At 57.0% G+C, this 17,361-nt stretch carries 19 protein-coding genes and 4 pseudogenes; 11 read left to right on the forward strand and 12 right to left on the reverse strand.

From position 1 onward, the window contains the following. Positions 1-5: 5 nt before the first annotated feature. Complete coding sequence (locus tag THINI_RS11480) at positions 6-1,100, forward strand: hypothetical protein (RefSeq protein WP_002708758.1); 1,095 nt, start codon at positions 6-8, stop codon at positions 1,098-1,100. Between the two features lie 67 nt (positions 1,101-1,167). Here THINI_RS11480 and THINI_RS11485 read toward each other — a convergent pair whose 3' ends face one another. Then, the gene (locus THINI_RS11485) at positions 1,168-2,349 is read right to left on the reverse strand and encodes a helix-turn-helix domain-containing protein (protein ID WP_002708759.1); all 1,182 of its coding nucleotides are present in this window, start codon (positions 2,347-2,349) and stop codon (positions 1,168-1,170) included. A gap of 120 nt (positions 2,350-2,469) precedes the next feature. Between THINI_RS11485 and THINI_RS11490 the strand changes: the two genes are divergently transcribed. From THINI_RS11490 to THINI_RS11510, 5 genes are read left to right on the forward strand one after another with little or no spacing between them, the layout of a single operon-like run. Beyond that, positions 2,470-2,946 carry a 4Fe-4S dicluster domain-containing protein gene (locus THINI_RS11490; protein ID WP_002708760.1) on the forward strand — a complete coding sequence of 159 codons (477 nt, stop codon included), beginning with the start codon at positions 2,470-2,472 and terminating at the stop codon, positions 2,944-2,946. 13 nt (positions 2,947-2,959) lie between these two features. Beyond that, the gene (locus THINI_RS11495) at positions 2,960-4,816 is read left to right on the forward strand and encodes an aldehyde ferredoxin oxidoreductase family protein (protein ID WP_002708761.1); all 1,857 of its coding nucleotides are present in this window, start codon (positions 2,960-2,962) and stop codon (positions 4,814-4,816) included. 7 nt (positions 4,817-4,823) lie between these two features. Beyond that, positions 4,824-6,074 carry an NAD(P)/FAD-dependent oxidoreductase gene (locus THINI_RS11500; protein ID WP_002708762.1) on the forward strand — a complete coding sequence of 417 codons (1,251 nt, stop codon included), beginning with the start codon at positions 4,824-4,826 and terminating at the stop codon, positions 6,072-6,074. 4 nt (positions 6,075-6,078) lie between these two features. Then, positions 6,079-6,333, forward strand: a complete 255-nt coding sequence (locus THINI_RS11505) for a MoaD/ThiS family protein (RefSeq protein WP_040840582.1) — start codon at positions 6,079-6,081, stop codon at positions 6,331-6,333. 25 nt (positions 6,334-6,358) lie between these two features. Continuing rightward, positions 6,359-6,622 carry a hypothetical protein gene (locus tag THINI_RS11510; protein ID WP_002708764.1) on the forward strand — a complete coding sequence of 88 codons (264 nt, stop codon included), beginning with the start codon at positions 6,359-6,361 and terminating at the stop codon, positions 6,620-6,622. Positions 6,623-6,665: 43 nt separating this feature from the next. Here THINI_RS11510 and THINI_RS27275 read toward each other — a convergent pair. Continuing rightward, positions 6,666-7,602: pseudogene (locus tag THINI_RS27275) on the reverse strand (IS1595 family transposase). Positions 7,603-7,772: 170 nt separating this feature from the next. On the opposite strand from THINI_RS27275, the gene THINI_RS11525 reads away from it, so the two are divergent. Together THINI_RS11525 and THINI_RS25205 are read left to right on the forward strand one after the other, a co-directional pair. Continuing rightward, the gene (locus tag THINI_RS11525) at positions 7,773-8,993 is read left to right on the forward strand and encodes an ATP-binding protein (RefSeq protein WP_002708765.1); all 1,221 of its coding nucleotides are present in this window, start codon (positions 7,773-7,775) and stop codon (positions 8,991-8,993) included. A gap of 31 nt (positions 8,994-9,024) precedes the next feature. Further along, positions 9,025-9,198 carry a hypothetical protein gene (locus THINI_RS25205; protein WP_154724402.1) on the forward strand — a complete coding sequence of 58 codons (174 nt, stop codon included), beginning with the start codon at positions 9,025-9,027 and terminating at the stop codon, positions 9,196-9,198. A gap of 15 nt (positions 9,199-9,213) precedes the next feature. Here the strand turns inward: THINI_RS25205 and THINI_RS27280 are convergent. Then, a pseudogene (locus tag THINI_RS27280) lies at positions 9,214-10,481 on the reverse strand (ISAzo13 family transposase). Positions 10,482-10,526: 45 nt separating this feature from the next. Between THINI_RS27280 and THINI_RS11540 the strand changes: the two are divergent. After that, complete coding sequence (locus THINI_RS11540) at positions 10,527-11,186, forward strand: Rossmann-like domain-containing protein (RefSeq protein ID WP_050988037.1); 660 nt, start codon at positions 10,527-10,529, stop codon at positions 11,184-11,186. 10 nt (positions 11,187-11,196) lie between these two features. On the opposite strand, the gene THINI_RS26545 is transcribed toward THINI_RS11540, so the two are convergent. The 7 genes and pseudogenes from THINI_RS26545 to THINI_RS11570 all read right to left on the reverse strand — a co-directional run bounded on the left by THINI_RS26545 (position 11,197) and on the right by THINI_RS11570 (position 14,913). Beyond that, positions 11,197-11,730 carry a transposase gene (locus THINI_RS26545; protein ID WP_081485833.1) on the reverse strand — a complete coding sequence of 178 codons (534 nt, stop codon included), beginning with the start codon at positions 11,728-11,730 and terminating at the stop codon, positions 11,197-11,199. Positions 11,731-11,744: 14 nt separating this feature from the next. Then, positions 11,745-12,005 carry a COG3415 family protein gene (locus THINI_RS26550; protein WP_050988039.1) on the reverse strand — a complete coding sequence of 87 codons (261 nt, stop codon included), beginning with the start codon at positions 12,003-12,005 and terminating at the stop codon, positions 11,745-11,747. Between the two features lie 29 nt (positions 12,006-12,034). Then, entirely contained in the window at positions 12,035-13,660 is a 1,626-nt protein-coding gene (tnpC, locus tag THINI_RS11555) for an IS66 family transposase (protein WP_002707094.1), read from the reverse strand. Positions 13,661-13,695: 35 nt separating this feature from the next. Then, positions 13,696-13,860 (reverse strand): IS66 family insertion sequence element accessory protein TnpB, encoded by a 165-nt coding sequence (tnpB, locus tag THINI_RS27285; protein WP_169314619.1) that lies wholly within the window; start codon positions 13,858-13,860, stop codon positions 13,696-13,698. A 28-nt stretch (positions 13,861-13,888) separates the two neighbouring features. After that, a pseudogene (gene tnpB, locus THINI_RS27290) lies at positions 13,889-14,065 on the reverse strand (IS66 family insertion sequence element accessory protein TnpB); the annotation flags it as partial. Beyond that, positions 14,065-14,412 carry an IS66 family insertion sequence element accessory protein TnpA gene (gene tnpA, locus THINI_RS11565; protein ID WP_002706643.1) on the reverse strand — a complete coding sequence of 116 codons (348 nt, stop codon included), beginning with the start codon at positions 14,410-14,412 and terminating at the stop codon, positions 14,065-14,067. The pseudogene tnpB (THINI_RS27290) and the gene tnpA, both read right to left, overlap by 1 nt. A 219-nt stretch (positions 14,413-14,631) precedes the next feature. Then, a complete protein-coding gene (locus THINI_RS11570) occupies positions 14,632-14,913 on the reverse strand; it encodes an ISAzo13-like element transposase-related protein (protein WP_050988040.1) in 282 nt (93 codons plus the stop codon). A 48-nt stretch (positions 14,914-14,961) separates the two neighbouring features. Here THINI_RS11570 and THINI_RS26560 point away from each other — a divergent pair, with 48 nt between their 5' ends. Together THINI_RS26560 and THINI_RS26565 are read left to right on the forward strand one after the other, a co-directional pair. Beyond that, a complete protein-coding gene (locus THINI_RS26560) occupies positions 14,962-15,342 on the forward strand; it encodes a helix-turn-helix domain-containing protein (RefSeq protein ID WP_040838909.1) in 381 nt (126 codons plus the stop codon). Positions 15,343-15,404: 62 nt separating this feature from the next. Beyond that, positions 15,405-15,890 (forward strand): transposase, encoded by a 486-nt coding sequence (locus tag THINI_RS26565; RefSeq protein ID WP_245536692.1) that lies wholly within the window; start codon positions 15,405-15,407, stop codon positions 15,888-15,890. 72 nt (positions 15,891-15,962) lie between these two features. Here the strand turns inward: THINI_RS26565 and THINI_RS27295 are convergent. After that, positions 15,963-16,903 (reverse strand): annotated as a pseudogene (locus tag THINI_RS27295) (ISAzo13-like element transposase-related protein); the annotation flags it as partial. 125 nt (positions 16,904-17,028) lie between these two features. Continuing rightward, positions 17,029-17,340, reverse strand: a complete 312-nt coding sequence (locus THINI_RS25215; RefSeq protein WP_154724404.1) for a hypothetical protein — start codon at positions 17,338-17,340, stop codon at positions 17,029-17,031. Positions 17,341-17,361 lie beyond the last annotated feature (21 nt).

Below are 17,361 nucleotides of genomic sequence, written 5' to 3' on the forward strand. Positions count from 1 at the left end.
CTACAATGACAACCCCCAATAAAGTTGCCCTGTCCATCGCCTTGTCCGGCATCCTGTTACTGGGCATCCAGACGGAGGCATCCGCCAACTATAATGGCAGCACCTTTACCGGCCTTGACCTGATCGTCGATATTATCAACCGGGATCCTGGTCTCCAAAAGCGCGTCACTGCCGAGCACCGCGATGAAGCGGCCATGGCAGCGGATTCCATGAACCACATCATTGTTGAGGCTATCCGGACGACCGGCACGGCCAACGACAAGGTGATTTCAACGGCTGATACCCGCGAACTGAACGACTATATTTTCTTTAACCATTACGCCGAGTGGATGCAGTACCACGGTGATGACGAAGGCAATGAGGAAACCGGCTTCCATCTGGTGCAAGCCGACGGCGCTAAAACCAAGCTGTTTGGCAAGAATGCGATTAACAAGGTGGCGGATGGTATTTACCACCTGGGTTTTGAAACCCACCGTAAAAACCGCCTCATGAACGAAGACGGCAATACCAATGCCTCATTCGCCACTGTTGGTGGCTGGCTGACCGGCTTGTTGTCGGCTGATCTGGCAGCCGGAACCCTGACCAACCCGACTATCCAGGAAGTGGTCGGCAGTACCGGTACAGGGCTGGATACTTTTATTGGCATCATCTACAGCGACCCCGGTCTACAGAAAAAGATTTCCACCGGTGATATGCGCGAAGGCGCGGCGGCGGCTGATGCCATGAACAAGATCATCGTGGAAGCCATCAAGGCAACGGGCATTGCTGCCGACAAAACTATTTCCCCCGCTGATGTCCAGACCCTCAGCAACTACATTCAGGCTAACCATGCTGCGGAATGGGCGGTTTACCATGGTGACGATGAAGCGGGTGAAGAAACCGGCTTCCATTTGGTACAAAGCGACGGTGCTAAAACCAAACTGTTTGGTAAAAATGCCATCAATAAGGTGGCGGACGGCATTTACCACCTGGGTTTCGGCCTGAACAACACCGGCAAGCGCCTGATCAATGAAGACGCCAACCGCAATGTGACCATCAAGAATGTCGCTAACTGGCTCAACAACCTGTTGGCGATAGACATGCAGAACGGGAAAATCTGAGTGCTAACAGCGGACGTATAGCACTATAACAAGGCAGGATGTCAGGCGATGTCCAGCATCCTGCTCATTAATCATCCCCTTGCCCGGCCAGTTCCAGCAACCGCTCCCGCACCCGTTCACTCCCCTGCGAACCCTGCGTCAGGCTCGCCAGCAACACCTCGGGGTCACGGCAATCCGCCACGACCTGTTCCATCACCACCTCGATGCAATGACGCCATTCCTCCAGTTCCGGCGAAACGGAATTGGGCAGGAATGCCCCCCGATACAAACCCAGCGCCTTGTCAGCCTGCTGATCCTTCAGCATCTGCCAGAGAATCACGAAATCAGCCCAAGTGGAAACCAGCAGCCGGTAAGGCCGCGAACCAATCTGCCCACCCAGGATGTGGCGCAGGTGGGAAAGCTCCGCCTTCAGCGAGGCTGTGGTCACAGGCGTATCGCCATACAGCGAGGAATGCAGTTCCGCCAGCGGTAAGCCTTGCGGGTTCAGCACCAGCAGGCAGAGGATTTCCATCTGCCGCAAGGAGAGGTGGATTTCCTGCCCACGGAACAGTACGCGCGCCACGCCCATGGCATGGATTTGCAATTCCGCCTGCCGCTGGCTGGCGGGCAAGTGCCGCCGCAGGGTGTGGGCAAGCTCAGCCACTGCCCGTTCCCCCAGCGGCGTGTGCTTGTCCCAGGTCGTGCCGATGCAGAGCACGCCGATGGTTTCAGCCGTTTGCGGATGCAGTACCGGCGCGGCATAACATACCCAGCCATGCAGGCAACGCAGGTAATGTTCGGCGGCAAACACAATCAGGGGGTGACGGTGACGTAACGCCAGGGCGATGGCGTTGGTTCCCGCGGAACGTTCATCCCAGCAGCTGCCGGGCACAAAGTGTGCGTCAGTGGCAGTTTCCTGCATGTATTGGCTGACGGTCGTCCACAAGACCCTGCCCAGACCATCGGTGAGCGCGGCTACCAGCGAGCCTTCTTCCACCAGCATTTCCAGTTCCGCCTGGATAGGCTGGATAGCCGGGTTCAAGGGGGAGGCTTCCCACAAGGCTTGCGGGGAAAGCGGCGCTTCCGGCGTCAGCGGCGTGCTCCACGGGTTAAGGTGTTGCAGGCTGCGCCGCCACGATCCGGCCACTTCAGCGGAAACTACGCCAGATGCTGCCGATAATACGCCATCATGGACAAACGCCTGCCATGCTTCCGCCAAGGCTTGCCTGCGTTGCTCCAGAATCTCTCCCCGGCTTGGCCGTTGTGGCATGACTTCTCCTCTACTGCCTGTGGATTTCCCGCTACCTACCTTTTTGCAACCTATATTCCTATAGGATGTAGTTTAAATACTTGCACACCAACTACCTGATATTCCAGAGGAGGAGGCGATATGCTGAAATCGCTGTACATTAATCCGGAGAAATGCACGGGCTGCCTGCAATGTGAGATGGCCTGTTCGTATGAAAACGAAGGTGTTTTCAACCCCGCGCGTTCCCGCATCAAGGTTTTTACTTTCCATCATGACGGGCGTTTCGTCCCCTACACCTGCACCCAGTGCGACGAAGCCTGGTGCATGAAAGCCTGCCCGGTTGAGGCCATCGTGCTCAACGCGGCCACCGGCTCCAAGGACATCGTGAATGACCGCTGCGTGGGCTGCAAGGTTTGCACCATTGCCTGCCCGTTCGGCACGGTGAACTACAACTCGGCCAGCGGCAAGGTGATCAAGTGCGACCTGTGCGGCGGTAACCCGCAATGCGCGGCAGCCTGCCCGACCGGCGCGATTACCTACATCGACGCCGACGCCACCGGCCTGACGCGGATGCGCGATTGGGTCGACAAGATCAACACGCAACACGCAGCCGCTTGAGGAGGATAACGACATGGCATGGACTAAACAGATTCTGCGCGTCAATCTGACCGAAGGCACAGTCAAGGCTGAGCCGCTCAACATGGAATGGGCGCAGGAATACCTCGGCCAGCGTGGGCTGGCGACCCGTTACATGGTGGAAGAAGTCGACCCGCAATGCGATGCGCTCGGCCCTGACAACAAGCTGATCATGGCCACCGGCCCGCTGACCGGCACCATGGCTTCCACCGGCGGGCGCTATTCCGTCATTACCAAAAGCCCGCTGACCGGCACGATTGCCTGTTCCAACTCCGGTGGTTTCATTGGCGCTGAACTGAAAAACGCTGGCTGGGACATGATCATTTTTGAAGGCAAGTCGCCTTCCCCTGTCTACCTGTACGTGGAAAACGACAAGGCTGAACTGTTGCCAGCCGATGACCTGTGGGGCAAATCCGTGTGGGAAACCGACGAAATATTGCACCAGAAACATCAGGATCCGCAATTGCGCATTTCCACCATTGGCCGCGCTGCCGAAGGCGGCTGCCTGTATTCTGCCATCATCAATGACCTGCACCGCGCGGCTGGCCGTTCCGGCGTGGGCGCGGTAATGGCGTCCAAAAACCTGAAAGCGGTGGCAGTGCGTGGCACCAAGGGCGTGGGCAACCTTAAAGACCCGATCCGTTTCATGCAGGAAGTGGTGAAGCAAAAGAAAGTGCTGGCTGACAATGCTGTGACCGGCGCTGGCTTGCCCACCTACGGCACCCAGGTGCTGATGAACGTCATCAACGAAATGGGTGCGCTGCCAACCCGTAACATGAACGAAGTGAAGTTTGAGGGCGCGCACAAGGTTTCCGGCGAAGCCATGCATGAAAAACGCAAGTCCGACGGCAAGGCCAACCTGACCCGCAATGCCGGTTGTTTTGGCTGCACCATCGCTTGCGGACGTATTTCCACCATCGACCAGGGGCATTTCTCGATCAAGGAAAAGCCGCAGTACTGGGGCAATTCCGGCGGTCTGGAATACGAAGCGGCTTGGGCGCTGGGGCCGGATACCGGGGTGGATGACCTGGATGCGCTCACCTACGTCAACTTCCTGTGCAATGAAGACGGTTTTGACCCGATTTCGTTTGGCTCTACCGTCGCAGCAGCGATGGAACTGTTCGAGCAGGGCGTGATTACCACCGAGGATACCGGCGGTATCGAGCTGAAATTCGGTTCGGCGGAAGCGCTGGTAGCAGTGACGGAACTGACCGCCAGGGGCGAGGGTTTCGGCAAGATTCTCGGTTTGGGTTCCAAGCGTATGTGCGAGAAATACGGTAAGCCGGAACTCTCCATGACGGTCAAGGGGCAGGAATTCCCCGCCTACGACCCGCGCGGCATTCAGGGCATGGGGCTGACTTACGCCACTTCCAACCGGGGCGCTTGCCACTTACGCAGCTACACGGTCGCTTCCGAGGTACTGGGCATTCCGGTCAAGACCGACCCGCTGGAAACCGATGGCAAGCCGGAACTGGTGATTGCCTTCCAGGATGCAACTGCTGCGGTGGATTCCTCCGGCCTGTGCCTGTTCACCACCTTCGCCTGGTCTCTGGAAAACATCGCGCCACAGATTGACGCTGCCTGCGAGGGTGACTGGTCGGTGGAAAAGTGCGCCGAAGTGGGCGCACGTATCTGGAATCTGGAGCGCGATTTCAACATGCGTGCCGGTCTGACGGGAGCGGACGACACCTTGCCAAAACGTCTGTTGAAAGACGCCGCCAACGTCGGCCCGGCGCAAGGTAAAGTAGCCGGTCTGGACAAAATGTTGCCCAAGTACTACGAACTGCGCGGCTGGACGACGGATGGCCAATTGACCGACGATACCCGCAACCGTTACAACCTGCCTGCATGAGGTCGGCATGAAGCATGTGATTATCGGTACTGGGCCGGCGGGCGTTATCGCCGCCGAGACCCTGCGTAAACGCCAGCCGGACGCCTGCATTACCCTGGTCGGCGGTGAGCCGGAACCGCCGTATTCGCGCATGGCGATTCCCTATCACCTGATCGGCAAAGTTGGGGAAAGCGGCACGTACCTGCGCTCCGGTTCCAGCCATTTCATCGAGCGGGATATAGCGCTGGTCGGCTTGCGTGCCACGGCCATCGACGCCAACGCCAAAGCGGTGATGCTGGAGGACGGTGACAGCTTGCCTTTTGACAAGCTGTTGCTGGCGACCGGTTCCCACCCGACCCGCCCGCCCATTCCCGGCATGGATTTGCCGGGCGTGGTTAACTGCTGGACGCTGGCGGATGCGCGCAGGATTATCACCGGAGCCAATGCCGGTGACGACGTGGTGCTGATGGGGGCGGGTTTCATCGGCTGCATCATCCTCGAAGCGCTGGCATTGCGTGGCGTCAACCTGACCGTGGTGGAAATGGAAAACCGCATGGTGCCGCGCATGATGGATGACCAGTCCGGCGGCTTGCTCAAGCAATGGTGCGAAAGCAAGGGTGTCACGGTGCTGACTTCCACCCGCGTCCTGAGCGTCAGCGAGGACGGCGACAAGCTGGCGGTGGAACTGGATGGCCGCGACCCGCTCACGGTCAATCTGGTGATCTGCGCCACCGGCGTGCGCCCCAACACGGAACTGGCCTCGGGGCTGCTGGATGTCAACCACGGCATTCTGGTCAACGAACGCCTGCAAACCAGCCACCCGGATATTTACGCGGCGGGCGACGTGGCCGAAGGTAAGGACTTTTCCACCGGCGGCTACAGCGTGCAGGCGATCCAGCCGACCGCTGTCGAACACGGCGCGCTGGCGGCCATCAACATGAGCGGCGGAACCAATGCCCTGCACCGTGGCAGCATCAACATGAACGTGCTTGACACCATGGGGCTGATTTCCGCTTCGTTCGGCCTGTGGCAAGGGGCGGAAGGCGGCGATTCGGCCACGCTGGACAACCCGCAACGCTACCGTTACATCAACCTGCGGTTTGCGGATGATGTGCTGGTGGGTGCGAATACGCTGGGCATGACCCAGCACATCGGCGTGTTGCGTGGCCTGATCCAGAACCGCACCCGGCTGGGCAAGTGGAAACAACACCTGATGGCAGACCCAACGCGGGTGATGGAGGCGTACCTTGCCCACCATGTCCCGCGTCAGGGGCCGTGACGGCATGAACATTACCCTGAAGCTGTACGCCAACCTCAGCCACCTGCTGCCCGCCCATGCGCAATACAATGCGGCGGAAGTGAGTGTTGCCGACAACGCCAGCCTGAACATGGTCATTGACCAGTTCCGGGTTCCGCGTGAATCGGCGCATCTGGTGCTGCTGAATGGCGTATTCGTCTGCCACGAAGACCGCGACCAGCCGGGCAGGCTTAAGGCGGGGGACGCCCTGGCCATCTGGCCGCCGGTGGCCGGGGGGTAACACCATCTCTCTCCTCAAGCGCGAAATGGGGTTTACGCGGGCGGAGTTCCTCCAACTCCTGCCTGCTGCCCTGCGCAACTACCCCTATACTCAGGACGGCGACCGTATCCAGGTGATGGTTGACGGCAAGCCGTTGATCATTACCTTGGGCGAACAGCAGGTAAGGCGTATTGCCATGCTGGCCTTGCCGTGGATTCCGGTCGAGTTCGATTATACGCAGCTGGATGAAGCAAGCTTTCAGACTTTCCTCAAACGCTTTGACCTTTACTACCGCAAAGGCGGCGGCTGAAGGACAGTCAAAAACAGAGTGGCTCAATATGCGTTTCAGGGTCTTATCCCAACAGCAGCGAAAGCAAGGACTGTAAGGCAGCTTGCCCCCGTTTCCTGATGTTGTGAAGAGACTCGAAGAATGCAAGGTAACACGGTAGCTTTTCTTGTGAGATCCCCCGATGAGGTCGTAACCATGAGCGTAACAGTGACCAAAAACCTTCCATCGTATTGACGTGGACTTCATGGAAACCGTCACCATCTTCGTCACGGGCATATTCGCCTGCGCCATGGTTGACGGTTTTGTGGGCATAGCCCCATTCTTCCAATCGGCTGTAAATGTTGTACTCATCGGTGTAGACCAGCGTGCCTGCTGCCACCGTTTCCACAATCAACGGCTTGATCGTCGTCTGTTTCACATTCGCCAGCATACGGATCACGACCTCCCCGGAACGCTGGATCATGCCGAAAATGGGTGGTTTGTCCTTTTCCAGTGTCCCACGCCCCGGCGCACCTTTCAGGGCGCGGCGGCGACCTTCACGCCCAGCATCCGCGACGGCTTCGGGGTTTCCCTTGTGTCCAGCCTTGACATAAACCTCATCAAATTCAACATTCCCAAACAGGTTTACTGGCGTTTTTTTTCTCGACACCACGCCGTAACTGTTCCGTCATCGCCTGAACATCATCCTTGTTCAACCCCAATTCGCGGGCGATTTGTTGGTTGGACAGGTTCAACGACATCAGGTACAGGCACAACACCCACACCTTCAGCGGCTGGTGGTGGCCTTCAAACACCGTTCCCGTCAGGTCATCAAAACGCTTTTGGCAATCCTTACACTGGTAACGCTGGCGTTCCTGCTGGGTGTCATCCTTGCCTCGACGGATAGTGTCCTGTGAACCGCAGTGCGGACAAATCACCCCATTAGGCCAACGCACGGAACGGACTTGCTCGAAACAGGCGGCATCACTGGTCAGGCTGGAAATACTGATGAGCGAGGTCATAAAGCCTCTCCTTGGCTATCGGAAATGACTAACTTTACCGCTATCCATCACGTTTGCAATGCCGGGGAAAACAAGACCCTGAAACGCATATTGAGCCAACAGAGTTAACTATTTTCTTTTTCATCGTAAAACAGTTTTGCTTTTTTTACGATGAGTGCGAAAATGGTTAGATGGAACGCTTCTACACAGACATCCTGCAAAACGAACTGCTGACACAGCGACAGATGCTGTTTGTCTCCGGCCCGCGTCAGGTCGGCAAGACAACACTGGCGAAAGCTATCGTTGAGCAGCAGCATGGCCAGTATTACAACTGGGATAACCGCCAGCACCGTCAATGGATTCTGCAAAGCGTTAGCAATACCACCGACGCTGAACTGCTCAACCAGATCGGTGTGCATGAGTTGCGCGAACAGCGGGCACTCGTCGCCTTCGACGAACTGCACAAATACAAGGACTGGAAGAACTACCTCAAAGGGCTGTTTGACCTGTACGAACAGCAACTGGCGGTGCTGGCAACCGGCAGCGCCCGCATGGATATTTTCCGCAAGGGCGGCGACAGCCTGATGGGCCGTTATTTCCATTACCGGATGCACCCGCTCAGCCTGCGTGAAATCAGCGCGCCGCATACCGCAGGGCAACTGCTGCAAGACCTGCAACGCCCTGACAGCAGCGCTCTGGAACAATTGCGCAATTTTGGCGGCTTCCCCGAACCCTTCCTCAAGGCTGACACCCGTTTCTACAACCGCTGGCAGCAACTGCGCCAGCAACAACTGATTTTTGAAGACATCCGCGACACCAACACGGTGCAAGACATCGCGCATCTGGACGTACTCGCCACCCTGCTGCGTGAACAAAGCGGGCAAGTGGTTCGTTACAGCACACTGGCAAACCAGATCAATGTCAGCGTTGACACCATCCGCCGCTGGATCACCCTGCTGGAAAGTTTCTACTACGCCTTCCGGGTCACGCCCTGGTTCCAGAACCTTGCCAGCGCGTTACGCAAGGAACCCAAAATCTACCTGTGGGACTGGTCGCAGGTAAAAGACACCGGAGCACGACACGAAAACCTGATTGCCAGCCACCTGCTCAAAGCGGTTCACTGGTGGACAGATCATGGCTTGGGTGATTACCAACTGCACTACCTGCGCACCAAAGACCAGAAAGAAGTCGATTTCCTTGTCAGCCGCAACAACCAGCCGTGGCTGCTGGTGGAGGTCAAAAGCTCACCCAGTCAACCAATCAACAAGAATTTGCACTGGTTTCAGGAACAACTGGGCGCAGAACACGCCTTGCAGGTCGTGATGGATATGCCGTATGTGGAAGCCGACTGTTTTGCGGCAGGTAAACCCGTCAAAGTGCCTGTGGAAACATTTTTAATGCGGCTGGTTTAACCAAGAATAACGATTACCCAAAGGATGATGCATGAACATTGGAGCAGACTTGCTGAAGCAAGTGGAACGCATCCGTCAGGTACTGCCGCTGCCTGCCGTCGACCGACTGTACTTCCCCGCCTTGCAAACGGATGGCGAATACCGCGACGAATTCGGTTTTGTGTTTCTGGAAACGGGCGACATCGGTACGTTTTACGTTAGGTGATTTACCTCAAAGATATTACCCAAAAACAGGGCGAATCAGAATGTCCCATTTTGGTAAAGCAGCATTTCTTTCCAGCCTCGCCTCAACAGCCTCCATAGCTTTTTTGCTGAGGGTCACGCCCTTCTCATAAACCTTGTGGCTGAATTCGACCATGGGGTTGATGCCTTTCCAGGTCATGGTTTTTGCCCATTCCAGCAGGGTTTCGGCATCCTTGAGCTGGGTGCCGTTCCAGTGTTGTTCCAGAATCCCCCAGCAGCGTTCAATCGGGTTGTACTTGCTGTGGTAAGGCGGGTAGTACAGCAGGTGGACTGTCTTACCGGTATGGTTGGCGAATTCCACCATGCGCTTGAGGAATTGCGTCCTGATCCCGCTGCTTTCCGGGCCATTGTCCGCTTTGATCTGGATGCACTGGCAGGCGTCCTTGTCAGCAGAAGGCATCTGTTCCCATACCCGGCACAGGGAATCCACGATGAAGTCACTGGTTTTGCTGGAACTGCCGAAGGTCAGGTAAACCTGCCCACTGTCCTCATCCAGTACGCCAAAAGGGATGTATTTCTCTTTGCAGCCCATCTCATGGTCAGCGGCTTTATTGTCACCCCGTGTTTTCCCGCCCCGTGAGTAGTCACCGATGTTGACGGTCGCCTTGCAGTCCATGCTCAGGCGTTTGACCGCCCCATCGGCAAACTGCCCATCGTTGGCCTGGATATTGGCGAAGATGGCGTCGGTTTCTGGAATTTTTTTTGCGGCTTGGCTTTCTCCACCTTGCGCAGGCGGTAGCCATTCCGGTTGAGTATCCGCGCCATGGTGCTGGGGGCGGGCACTTGTCCACCGCTGAAACCCATGGCCTGTAACTGCCGGATGGCTTCCGCCGCCGTCAGGCGGGTGTAGGCGATGCTGCTGCGGAATGTCGGGTCTTGCTGGCTATGTGCTTCCGCCAGCGCCAGCAAGGCGGCTGCCGCTTCCGGCTGGGTTTCCTCCCAGCGCTTCTGGCCACAATACGCCGCCTGCGCACCCACGCAAACCATGCCGCTGCGCTGTTCCTCCAAACCCAACTGCACCCCCTCCCGACCCCAGCCAAAACACCTTTCAGTCTGGCGGGCGTTGCCTGCACAATATTTCCGGCTCATGTCCGCCTGGAACGCACGGCGGGTGCTGCCAGACATTTTCGAGGCCGCCAGTTTCAGGTCGGCTATCTGGGATTCGCTCAGGATCGGGTTAGCTGTTTGGGGTTCGGGGGGCATGGGGATAGGGACTCCGCTTGTCGATAAGACAAGTGTAGCCATTGCGGGGGAATCTTTCAGGGAAATCCCCTTAGTCTGGAAGACACCTTGCCGAAACTGTGGCGACAGTTTCCCAACCCCGAACAGGTCAGCCTGCCGCTGGATGAATTACTGGTGAAGCTGCAAGCACCTGATCTGGCGTCGCGGGCGCTGGGGCTGGGCGCGTTCAATGCCCTCAGCCAGTATGTGCTGCGGCTAGCCGGTTTCCCGCTGGCGCCGCACCGCAACCACGATCGCGACAACCTACCGGTTCCGGTCGGCAAGGTAGGCATGGTTGGCTATTTCTGCCCGGTGATTGACCGCCTGACCGACCAAGGGATTGCCGTGCTGGTGCTGGAAAAGGTTCCAGAGCGCGTACCCGACCGCCCGCTGGTGAGCGTCACCACCAACCCGAGGGATCTGGCTGGTTGCGACGAAGTAATGTGTACGGCGTCCACCCTGATCAACGATACGCTGGATGATATTCTGGCGGCGTACGGTCAGGTGCCGGATTTCAGCCTGATCGGGCCGAGCGCAGGCGGGCTGCCGGATGCGGTGTTTGCGCGGGGCGTCGAGGAAGTGGGCGCAACCGTTTACCCCGACCGGGAAAAGCTGCTCTACCTGCTGGCCAATCAGGATTCCTGGGGCAAAGCCGGGCGGAAATACCGCATCAGGCGGGAAGATTATCCGGGGCTGGAGGCACTGCTTCAGCGGGCTGCGGCAGTATAGTCTTTTCATTTTAGTCGGCTACACTTTGTCTGTTGAATGCGTAATCAATCGCGTCGTCCAGGGTGCTACCTTTTCCCATGGCCAGACGCGCATAATGTTTCAAGGTTGCCCAGCATTGCCCGATGGGGTTGAGATCAGGCGAATAAGCGGGTAACTGAATGATACGAATCTGGTATTTCATGGCAATCGCCTCCAGGTCACCGCCTAAATGGAAGCTCGCGTTGTCCCAGACAAGCACATAAGGTTTGGGTTTTTCCTGACCTTGCTGCAACGATTTTCCCAAGGCTTCCAACCATTGTTCAACAATCATCCGGTTAATGTTGCCGGTCACTACCCACGGCATTTGCCAGCTTTGATCAGAGGCGCGGATAGCGCTGATCCAGTTGCGTTTATGTCCCCGGCCTCCAGGGCGGGGGATGTCACAAGGCTCCCCTTTTTTTGCCCAGCCCCACTCATAGCGTTCGGTGCTGTAGAATCCTGCCTCGTCCGCAAACAGGATATGATCCTGACCGTATTTTTTCTCCAGATGCCCAAGTAGCCACAGGAAAACCCAGCAGTCTAGCGGTTTGGCTTGCTGGTAGAAAGAACGTTTTTTTTATGGCTCCAGCCGATCCGTTGCAGCCATTTATGCAGGCCACGATAAGAAATGGCCTTGCCATAATGCGCTTCAAAGCGTGGCAGCAAATCCTCGATGCGTTCAAACGGGGTTTCGCTCTCCACCCATTGGCGAAAAGCTTCAACGTCTTTCACCTTATGGCTGTGCCCAGGGCGGGGATGTGTCCGGGGTTGGAGGCTGCCGGTTTCTTCCCTCAGGGCCAACCATTTGTCGTAAGCGCCGTTAAATCGCCCTACTTGCCCTTGTCAAAAAAAGGGACTTTTTTCGCACATTTCTCCAGCGGCACATTCCATGGCAGGAGGGCCTCCCATTTTTCCAGGGTGTCGGCCTGGGCGATATGCTCCAGCAGATAGCGGATATAGGCATACGGTTCGAGGCCGTTGGCCTTGGCGGTTTCAATCAGGGAATAACAGGCGGCGCTGGCGCGCGCGCCATGCGGGGTGTCGGCAAACAGCCAGGCTTTGCGGCCCACGGCAAAGGGACGGATGGCGTTCTCCGCCAGCACATTGCTGATATGCAGGTCGCCGCGTTGGCAGTAGCCACTCAGGTATTCCCACTGGTTGAGGCAGTATTCCATCGCCTTGCGGGTGAGGCCGCCTTTCATCACCTTGCCGACCTGCGTTTCCAGCCAGGTTTTCAGTTCGTTGAGCAGGGGCACGCTCAACTGCTGGCGCAGGCGGTATTTCTCCGCCGTGTCCAGGCCCTTGATGTTGTCCTCGATGCGGTAGAGCCTGCGGATCATGCCCAGGGCAATATCCGCCAGGGTGGGTTTGCCACGGGCCTGTTTGCCGCCCGCCGCCTTGACGGCCTCCACGAACTTGCGGCGGGCATGGTCCCAGCAGCCAATGCGGGTGATGGCGTTGTTGCGGCACACGGCGGCGTAACCGGAATAGCCGTCGGCCTGGAAAATGCCGTGGAAGTCCATCAGTAGGCGTTCGGGGACGCTCCCCGCCCGGCTGGGGTCGTATTCAAACAAGACCGCCACCTGGTTCGGCGGGCCGCCCCGCACCACCCACATCCATTTGTCGGCCTGGGCGGTTTTGCCGTCCTCCTTCAGCACCTGGATGCGGGTTTCATCGCCTTGCAGGTAAGCGCCGCTGTTCTGGGTTTCGCGCAGCAGGTTGAGCAGGGGTTTGAAGCTGTCCTCCAGACGGATGATCCAGTGGGCCATGCTGCTGCGGCTGAGTTCCGCGCCGTGGCGTTTGAAAATGCCCTCCAGGCGGTACAGGGGCAGGCCATCGGCGTATTTGGCGATGATGACCTGCGTCAGCAGGTTGAGGCTGGCATGGCATTTGCCCAACGGATGGGGCGGACGGGCGGCGGCGACCAGCGTTGGCCCGCCATCTGCCGTTGCCGGGGCGGGATCCTGGCTGGCCCCGGCGGCAAACACGGCTTTTTCCTGCCAGTATTCCAGCACCACCAGTTGCGCCGGGATGTAGTCCAGCTCTTCCTTGACCTTGGTGAAAAACGTGCGGGTCGCCCCGGCTTTTTCCGCATCACCCAACAACAGCTCCACCCGTTGGCGCTTCAGCCCGGGCGGGAAGCCGCGCTGGCGTTGGCTGGGGCGGGGCCTGGCGGGTTCCGCCTCCGGCAGTCGTCCGGCGATGTCCTCCAGCGCGGTTGCCAACTCGGCTTCATCAAACAGGTCAATCTGGAAGGGGAGCTTTTCAGACTGGGCGCTAAACCGCTGTATTTTGGCCAGGCGCAGCATTTCTTCCAGGAGCTGGATATGGTGGTCACGCTGTTTCAGGACGGCGGCAAATTCCGCCTCTTGCTGCGCCAGCAACTGGCGCAGGCGGGCAGCGTCCAGGTCGCTATGGGATGTGGTTTTGGGGGCTGGCGGCGGTGCTAAATCCATGGGTTAAATGATAACAAAATCATCAGGATAAGTCGCTAAAACAGCGCCCCGTAGCACAACTTTTTATGCCCTTTGAGCAGGCTGATGTCATAACCGTCCAGCAGCCAGTTGATCTGCTGGGCCGTCAGCGCCATCACCCCGCCATCCCCCGTTTGCGGCCAATGGAACTTCTCTTCCGCCAGGGCTTTGTAATACAGCACAAAGCCATTGTCTTCCCAATACAGGCATTTTGATTTTCGTGCGCTGGCGGTTGGTGAAGGCGTACAGCGCCCCGGCAAACGGGTCGTGGCCCAATTCCTGCGCCACGATCGCCGCCAGCCCCTGGGCGGCCTTGCGGAAATCAATGGGCGGGCGGTAAAGGTAAATGTCCGGCATCTCCCCGGCGGGGCGGAAATAACGGGCCATTACAACTGCCCCAGCAACCGGCGCAGCAAGGCCACATTGCCGGGGTGGATATTCCTGATCACCAGGCCATTCGGCAGGGACAGCTCCAGGCCATCGCCCGTCCGGGCGTCTGTCCCCGGCTGCGCCGGGCGGACAGTCACGAAACCGGAAGGCTCTGGCAATACCGGGCGTTTGCCATCCCCGGGCGGCTTGCCCGCCGTACCGCATAATTTGCGCCGCCAGTAGACAAAGCCGTGGTAACTCAACTGTTCCTGTTCACAATACTGGACTCCGGAAAGGCCGGAGGACTGGAAGCGTTGGAGCTGGGCTTGCCAGTACGCCAGACGCCCATCTTGACCTGGATTCATCGTGTTCTCCCATGCAATCTGTTGCTGATGGGCTGAGTGTCCGGGATTACGTGGGGCGCTGAAAGGAGGGGGATTTAGAAGCGCTTACCATTTGTCCAGGGTGCTGCGGGCTATGGAAAACGTCCCACAAACGTGGGATTTATGTTTGCTCTTGTCATAGGCAGCAACAACACGTTCACGGAGATCCTTAGAGTAGTAAGGTGATTTACCTCAAAGACATTACCCAAAAACAGGGCGAATCAGAATGTCCCATTTTGGTAAAGCAGCATTTCTTTCCAGCCTCGCCTCAACAGCCTCCATAGCTTTTTTGCTGAGGGTCACACCCTTCTCATAAACCTTGCGACTGAATTCGACCATGGGGTTGATGCCTTTCCAGGTCATGGTTTTTGCCCATTCCAGCAGGGTTTCGGCATCCTTGAGCTGGGTGCCGTTCCAGTGTTGTTCCAGAATCCCCCAGCAGCGTTCAATCGGGTTGTACTTGCTGTGGTATAGTCTTTTCATTTTAGTCAGCTACAATAGGACGGATGATCAACTTCCCCATCCTTCATCATGCCGACTTACTACTCTAAGGATCTCCGTGAACGTGTTGTTGCTGCCTATGACAAGAGCAAACATAAATCCCACGTTTGTGGGACGTTTTCCATAGCCCGCAGCACCCTGGACAAATGGTTGGCCCTGAGGGAAGAAACCGGCAGCCTCCAACCCCGGACACATCCCCGCCCTGGGCACAGCCATAAGGTGAAAGACGTTGAAGCTTTTCGGCAATGGGTGGAGAGCGAAACCCCGTTTGAACGCATCGAGGATTTGCTGCCACGCTTTGAAGCGCATTATGGCAAGGCCATTTCTTATCGTGGCCTGCATAAATGGCTGCAACGGATCGGTTGGAGCCATAAAAAAAACGTTCTTTCTACCAGCAAGCCAAACCGCTAGACCGCTGGGTTTTCCTGTGGCTACTTGGGCATCTGGAGAAAAAATACGGTCAGGATCATATCCTGTTTGCGGACGAGGCAGGATTCTACAGCACCGAACGCTATGAGTGGGGCTGGGCAAAAAAAGGGGAGCCTTGTGACATCCCCCGCCCTGGAGGCCGGGGACATAAACGCAACTGGATCAGCGCTATCCGCGCCTCTGATCAAAGCTGGCAAATGCCGTGGGTAGTGACCGGCAACATTAACCGGATGATTGTTGAACAATGGTTGGAAGCCTTGGGAAAATCGTTGCAGCAAGGTCAGGAAAAGCCCAAACCTTATGTGCTTGTCTGGGACAATGCGAGCTTCCATTTAGGCGGTGACCTGGAGGCGATTGCCATGAAATACCAGATTCGTATCATTCAGTTACCCGCTTATTCGCCTGATCTCAACCCCATCGGGCAATGCTGGGCAACCTTGAAACATTATGCGCGTCTGGCCATGGGAAAAGGTAGCACCCTGGACGACGCGATTGATTACGCATTCAACAGACAAAGTGTAGCCGACTAAAATGAAAAGACTATAAGGCGGGTAGTACAGCAGGTGGACTGTCTTACCGGTATGGTTGGCGAATTCCACCATGCGCTTGAGGAATTGCGTCCTGATCCCGCTGCTTTCCGGGCCATTGTCCGCTTTGATCTGGATGCACTGGCAGGCGTCCTTGTCAGCAGAAGGCATCTGTTCCCATACCCGGCACAGGGAATCCACGATGAAGTCACTGGTTTTGCTGGAACTGCCGAAGGTCAGGTAAACCTGCCCACTGTCCTCATCCAGTACGCCAAAAGGGATGTATTTCTCTTTGCAGCCCATCTCATGGTCAGCGGCTTTATTGTCACCCCGTGTTTTCCCGCCCCGTGAGTAGTCACCGATGTTGACGGTCGCCTTGCAGTCCATGCTCAGGCGTTTGACCGCCCCATCGGCAAACTGCCCATCGTTGGCCTGGATATTGGCGAAGATGGCGTCGGTTTCTGGAATTTTTTTTGCGGCTTGGCTTTCTCCACCTTGCGCAGGCGGTAGCCATTCCGGTTGAGTATCCGCGCCATGGTGCTGGGGGCGGGCACTTGTCCACCGCTGAAACCCATGGCCTGTAACTGCCGGATGGCTTCCGCCGCCGTCAGGCGGGTGTAGGCGATGCTGCTGCGGAATGTCGGGTCTTGCTGGCTATGTGCTTCCGCCAGCGCCAGCAAGGCGGCTGCCGCTTCCGGCTGGGTTTCCTCCCAGCGCTTCTGGCCACAATACGCCGCCTGCGCACCCACGCAAACCATGCCGCTGCGCTGTTCCTCCAAACCCAACTGCACCCCCTCCCGACCCCAGCCAAAACACCTTTCAGTCTGGCGGGCGTTGCCTGCACAATATTTCCGGCTCATGTCCGCCTGGAACGCACGGCGGGTGCTGCCAGACATTTTCGAGGCCGCCAGTTTCAGGTCGGCTATCTGGGATTCACTCAGGATCGGGTTAGCTGTTTGGGGTTCGGGGGGCATGGGGATAGGGACTCCGCTTGTCGATAAGACAAGTGTAGCCATTGCGGGGGAATCTTTCAGGGAAATCCCCTAAGTCGGCATGATGAAGGATGGGGAAGTTGATCATCCGTCCTATTGTAGCTGACTAAAATGAAAAGACTATAGGTAGCTGATCATATCGTGAGAAGTTATTGTTTGCATCCAAGAGTCTCCCCTAAATCAAAGCCTTTTAGAACTTCCTGAATTTCTAACCACTTAGGGTGAATTTTGCCTTGCTCAACTTCAGGTTTAAGATCTTGTGATAAATGGCGTGTAAGTAATTGAGCTAATAGGGAAAATTGTTCACAACGTGCTTTTCCCTTCTCGCCAGTAGTTCTAAAATTATAGGTTACTAACGATACGTAATCACTGACAGTGCTAATCCCTTTACCTTCCGGGATGCTGGAGTAAAATTCATGTGTCAATATTGCTGGAATATATGTTGCGTTAGGCCGTTGCACAGTAAGAAAGTGGGCTTGCTT

The organism is Thiothrix nivea DSM 5205 (assembly GCF_000260135.1).
Lineage (GTDB): Bacteria > Pseudomonadota > Gammaproteobacteria > Thiotrichales > Thiotrichaceae > Thiothrix > Thiothrix nivea.

What these genes read in the sequence shown, in the direction of transcription:
- THINI_RS11480 (WP_002708758.1), top strand. Translation starts at nt 6, where the DNA reads ATGACAACCCCCAATAAAGTTGCCCTGTCCATCGCCTTGTCCGGCATC.
- THINI_RS11485 (WP_002708759.1), bottom strand. Translation starts at nt 2,349, where the DNA reads ATGCCACAACGGCCAAGCCGGGGAGAGATTCTGGAGCAACGCAGGCAA.
- THINI_RS11490 (WP_002708760.1), top strand. Translation starts at nt 2,470, where the DNA reads ATGCTGAAATCGCTGTACATTAATCCGGAGAAATGCACGGGCTGCCTG.
- THINI_RS11495 (WP_002708761.1), top strand. Translation starts at nt 2,960, where the DNA reads ATGGCATGGACTAAACAGATTCTGCGCGTCAATCTGACCGAAGGCACA.
- THINI_RS11500 (WP_002708762.1), top strand. Translation starts at nt 4,824, where the DNA reads ATGAAGCATGTGATTATCGGTACTGGGCCGGCGGGCGTTATCGCCGCC.
- THINI_RS11505 (WP_040840582.1), top strand. Translation starts at nt 6,079, where the DNA reads ATGAACATTACCCTGAAGCTGTACGCCAACCTCAGCCACCTGCTGCCC.
- THINI_RS11510 (WP_002708764.1), top strand. Translation starts at nt 6,359, where the DNA reads ATGGGGTTTACGCGGGCGGAGTTCCTCCAACTCCTGCCTGCTGCCCTG.
- THINI_RS11525 (WP_002708765.1), top strand. Translation starts at nt 7,773, where the DNA reads ATGGAACGCTTCTACACAGACATCCTGCAAAACGAACTGCTGACACAG.
- THINI_RS25205 (WP_154724402.1), top strand. Translation starts at nt 9,025, where the DNA reads ATGAACATTGGAGCAGACTTGCTGAAGCAAGTGGAACGCATCCGTCAG.
- tnpC (WP_002707094.1), bottom strand. Translation starts at nt 13,660, where the DNA reads ATGGATTTAGCACCGCCGCCAGCCCCCAAAACCACATCCCATAGCGAC.
- tnpA (WP_002706643.1), bottom strand. Translation starts at nt 14,412, where the DNA reads ATGAATCCAGGTCAAGATGGGCGTCTGGCGTACTGGCAAGCCCAGCTC.
- THINI_RS11570 (WP_050988040.1), bottom strand. Translation starts at nt 14,913, where the DNA reads ATGAAAAGACTATACCACAGCAAGTACAACCCGATTGAACGCTGCTGG.
- THINI_RS26560 (WP_040838909.1), top strand. Translation starts at nt 14,962, where the DNA reads ATGCCGACTTACTACTCTAAGGATCTCCGTGAACGTGTTGTTGCTGCC.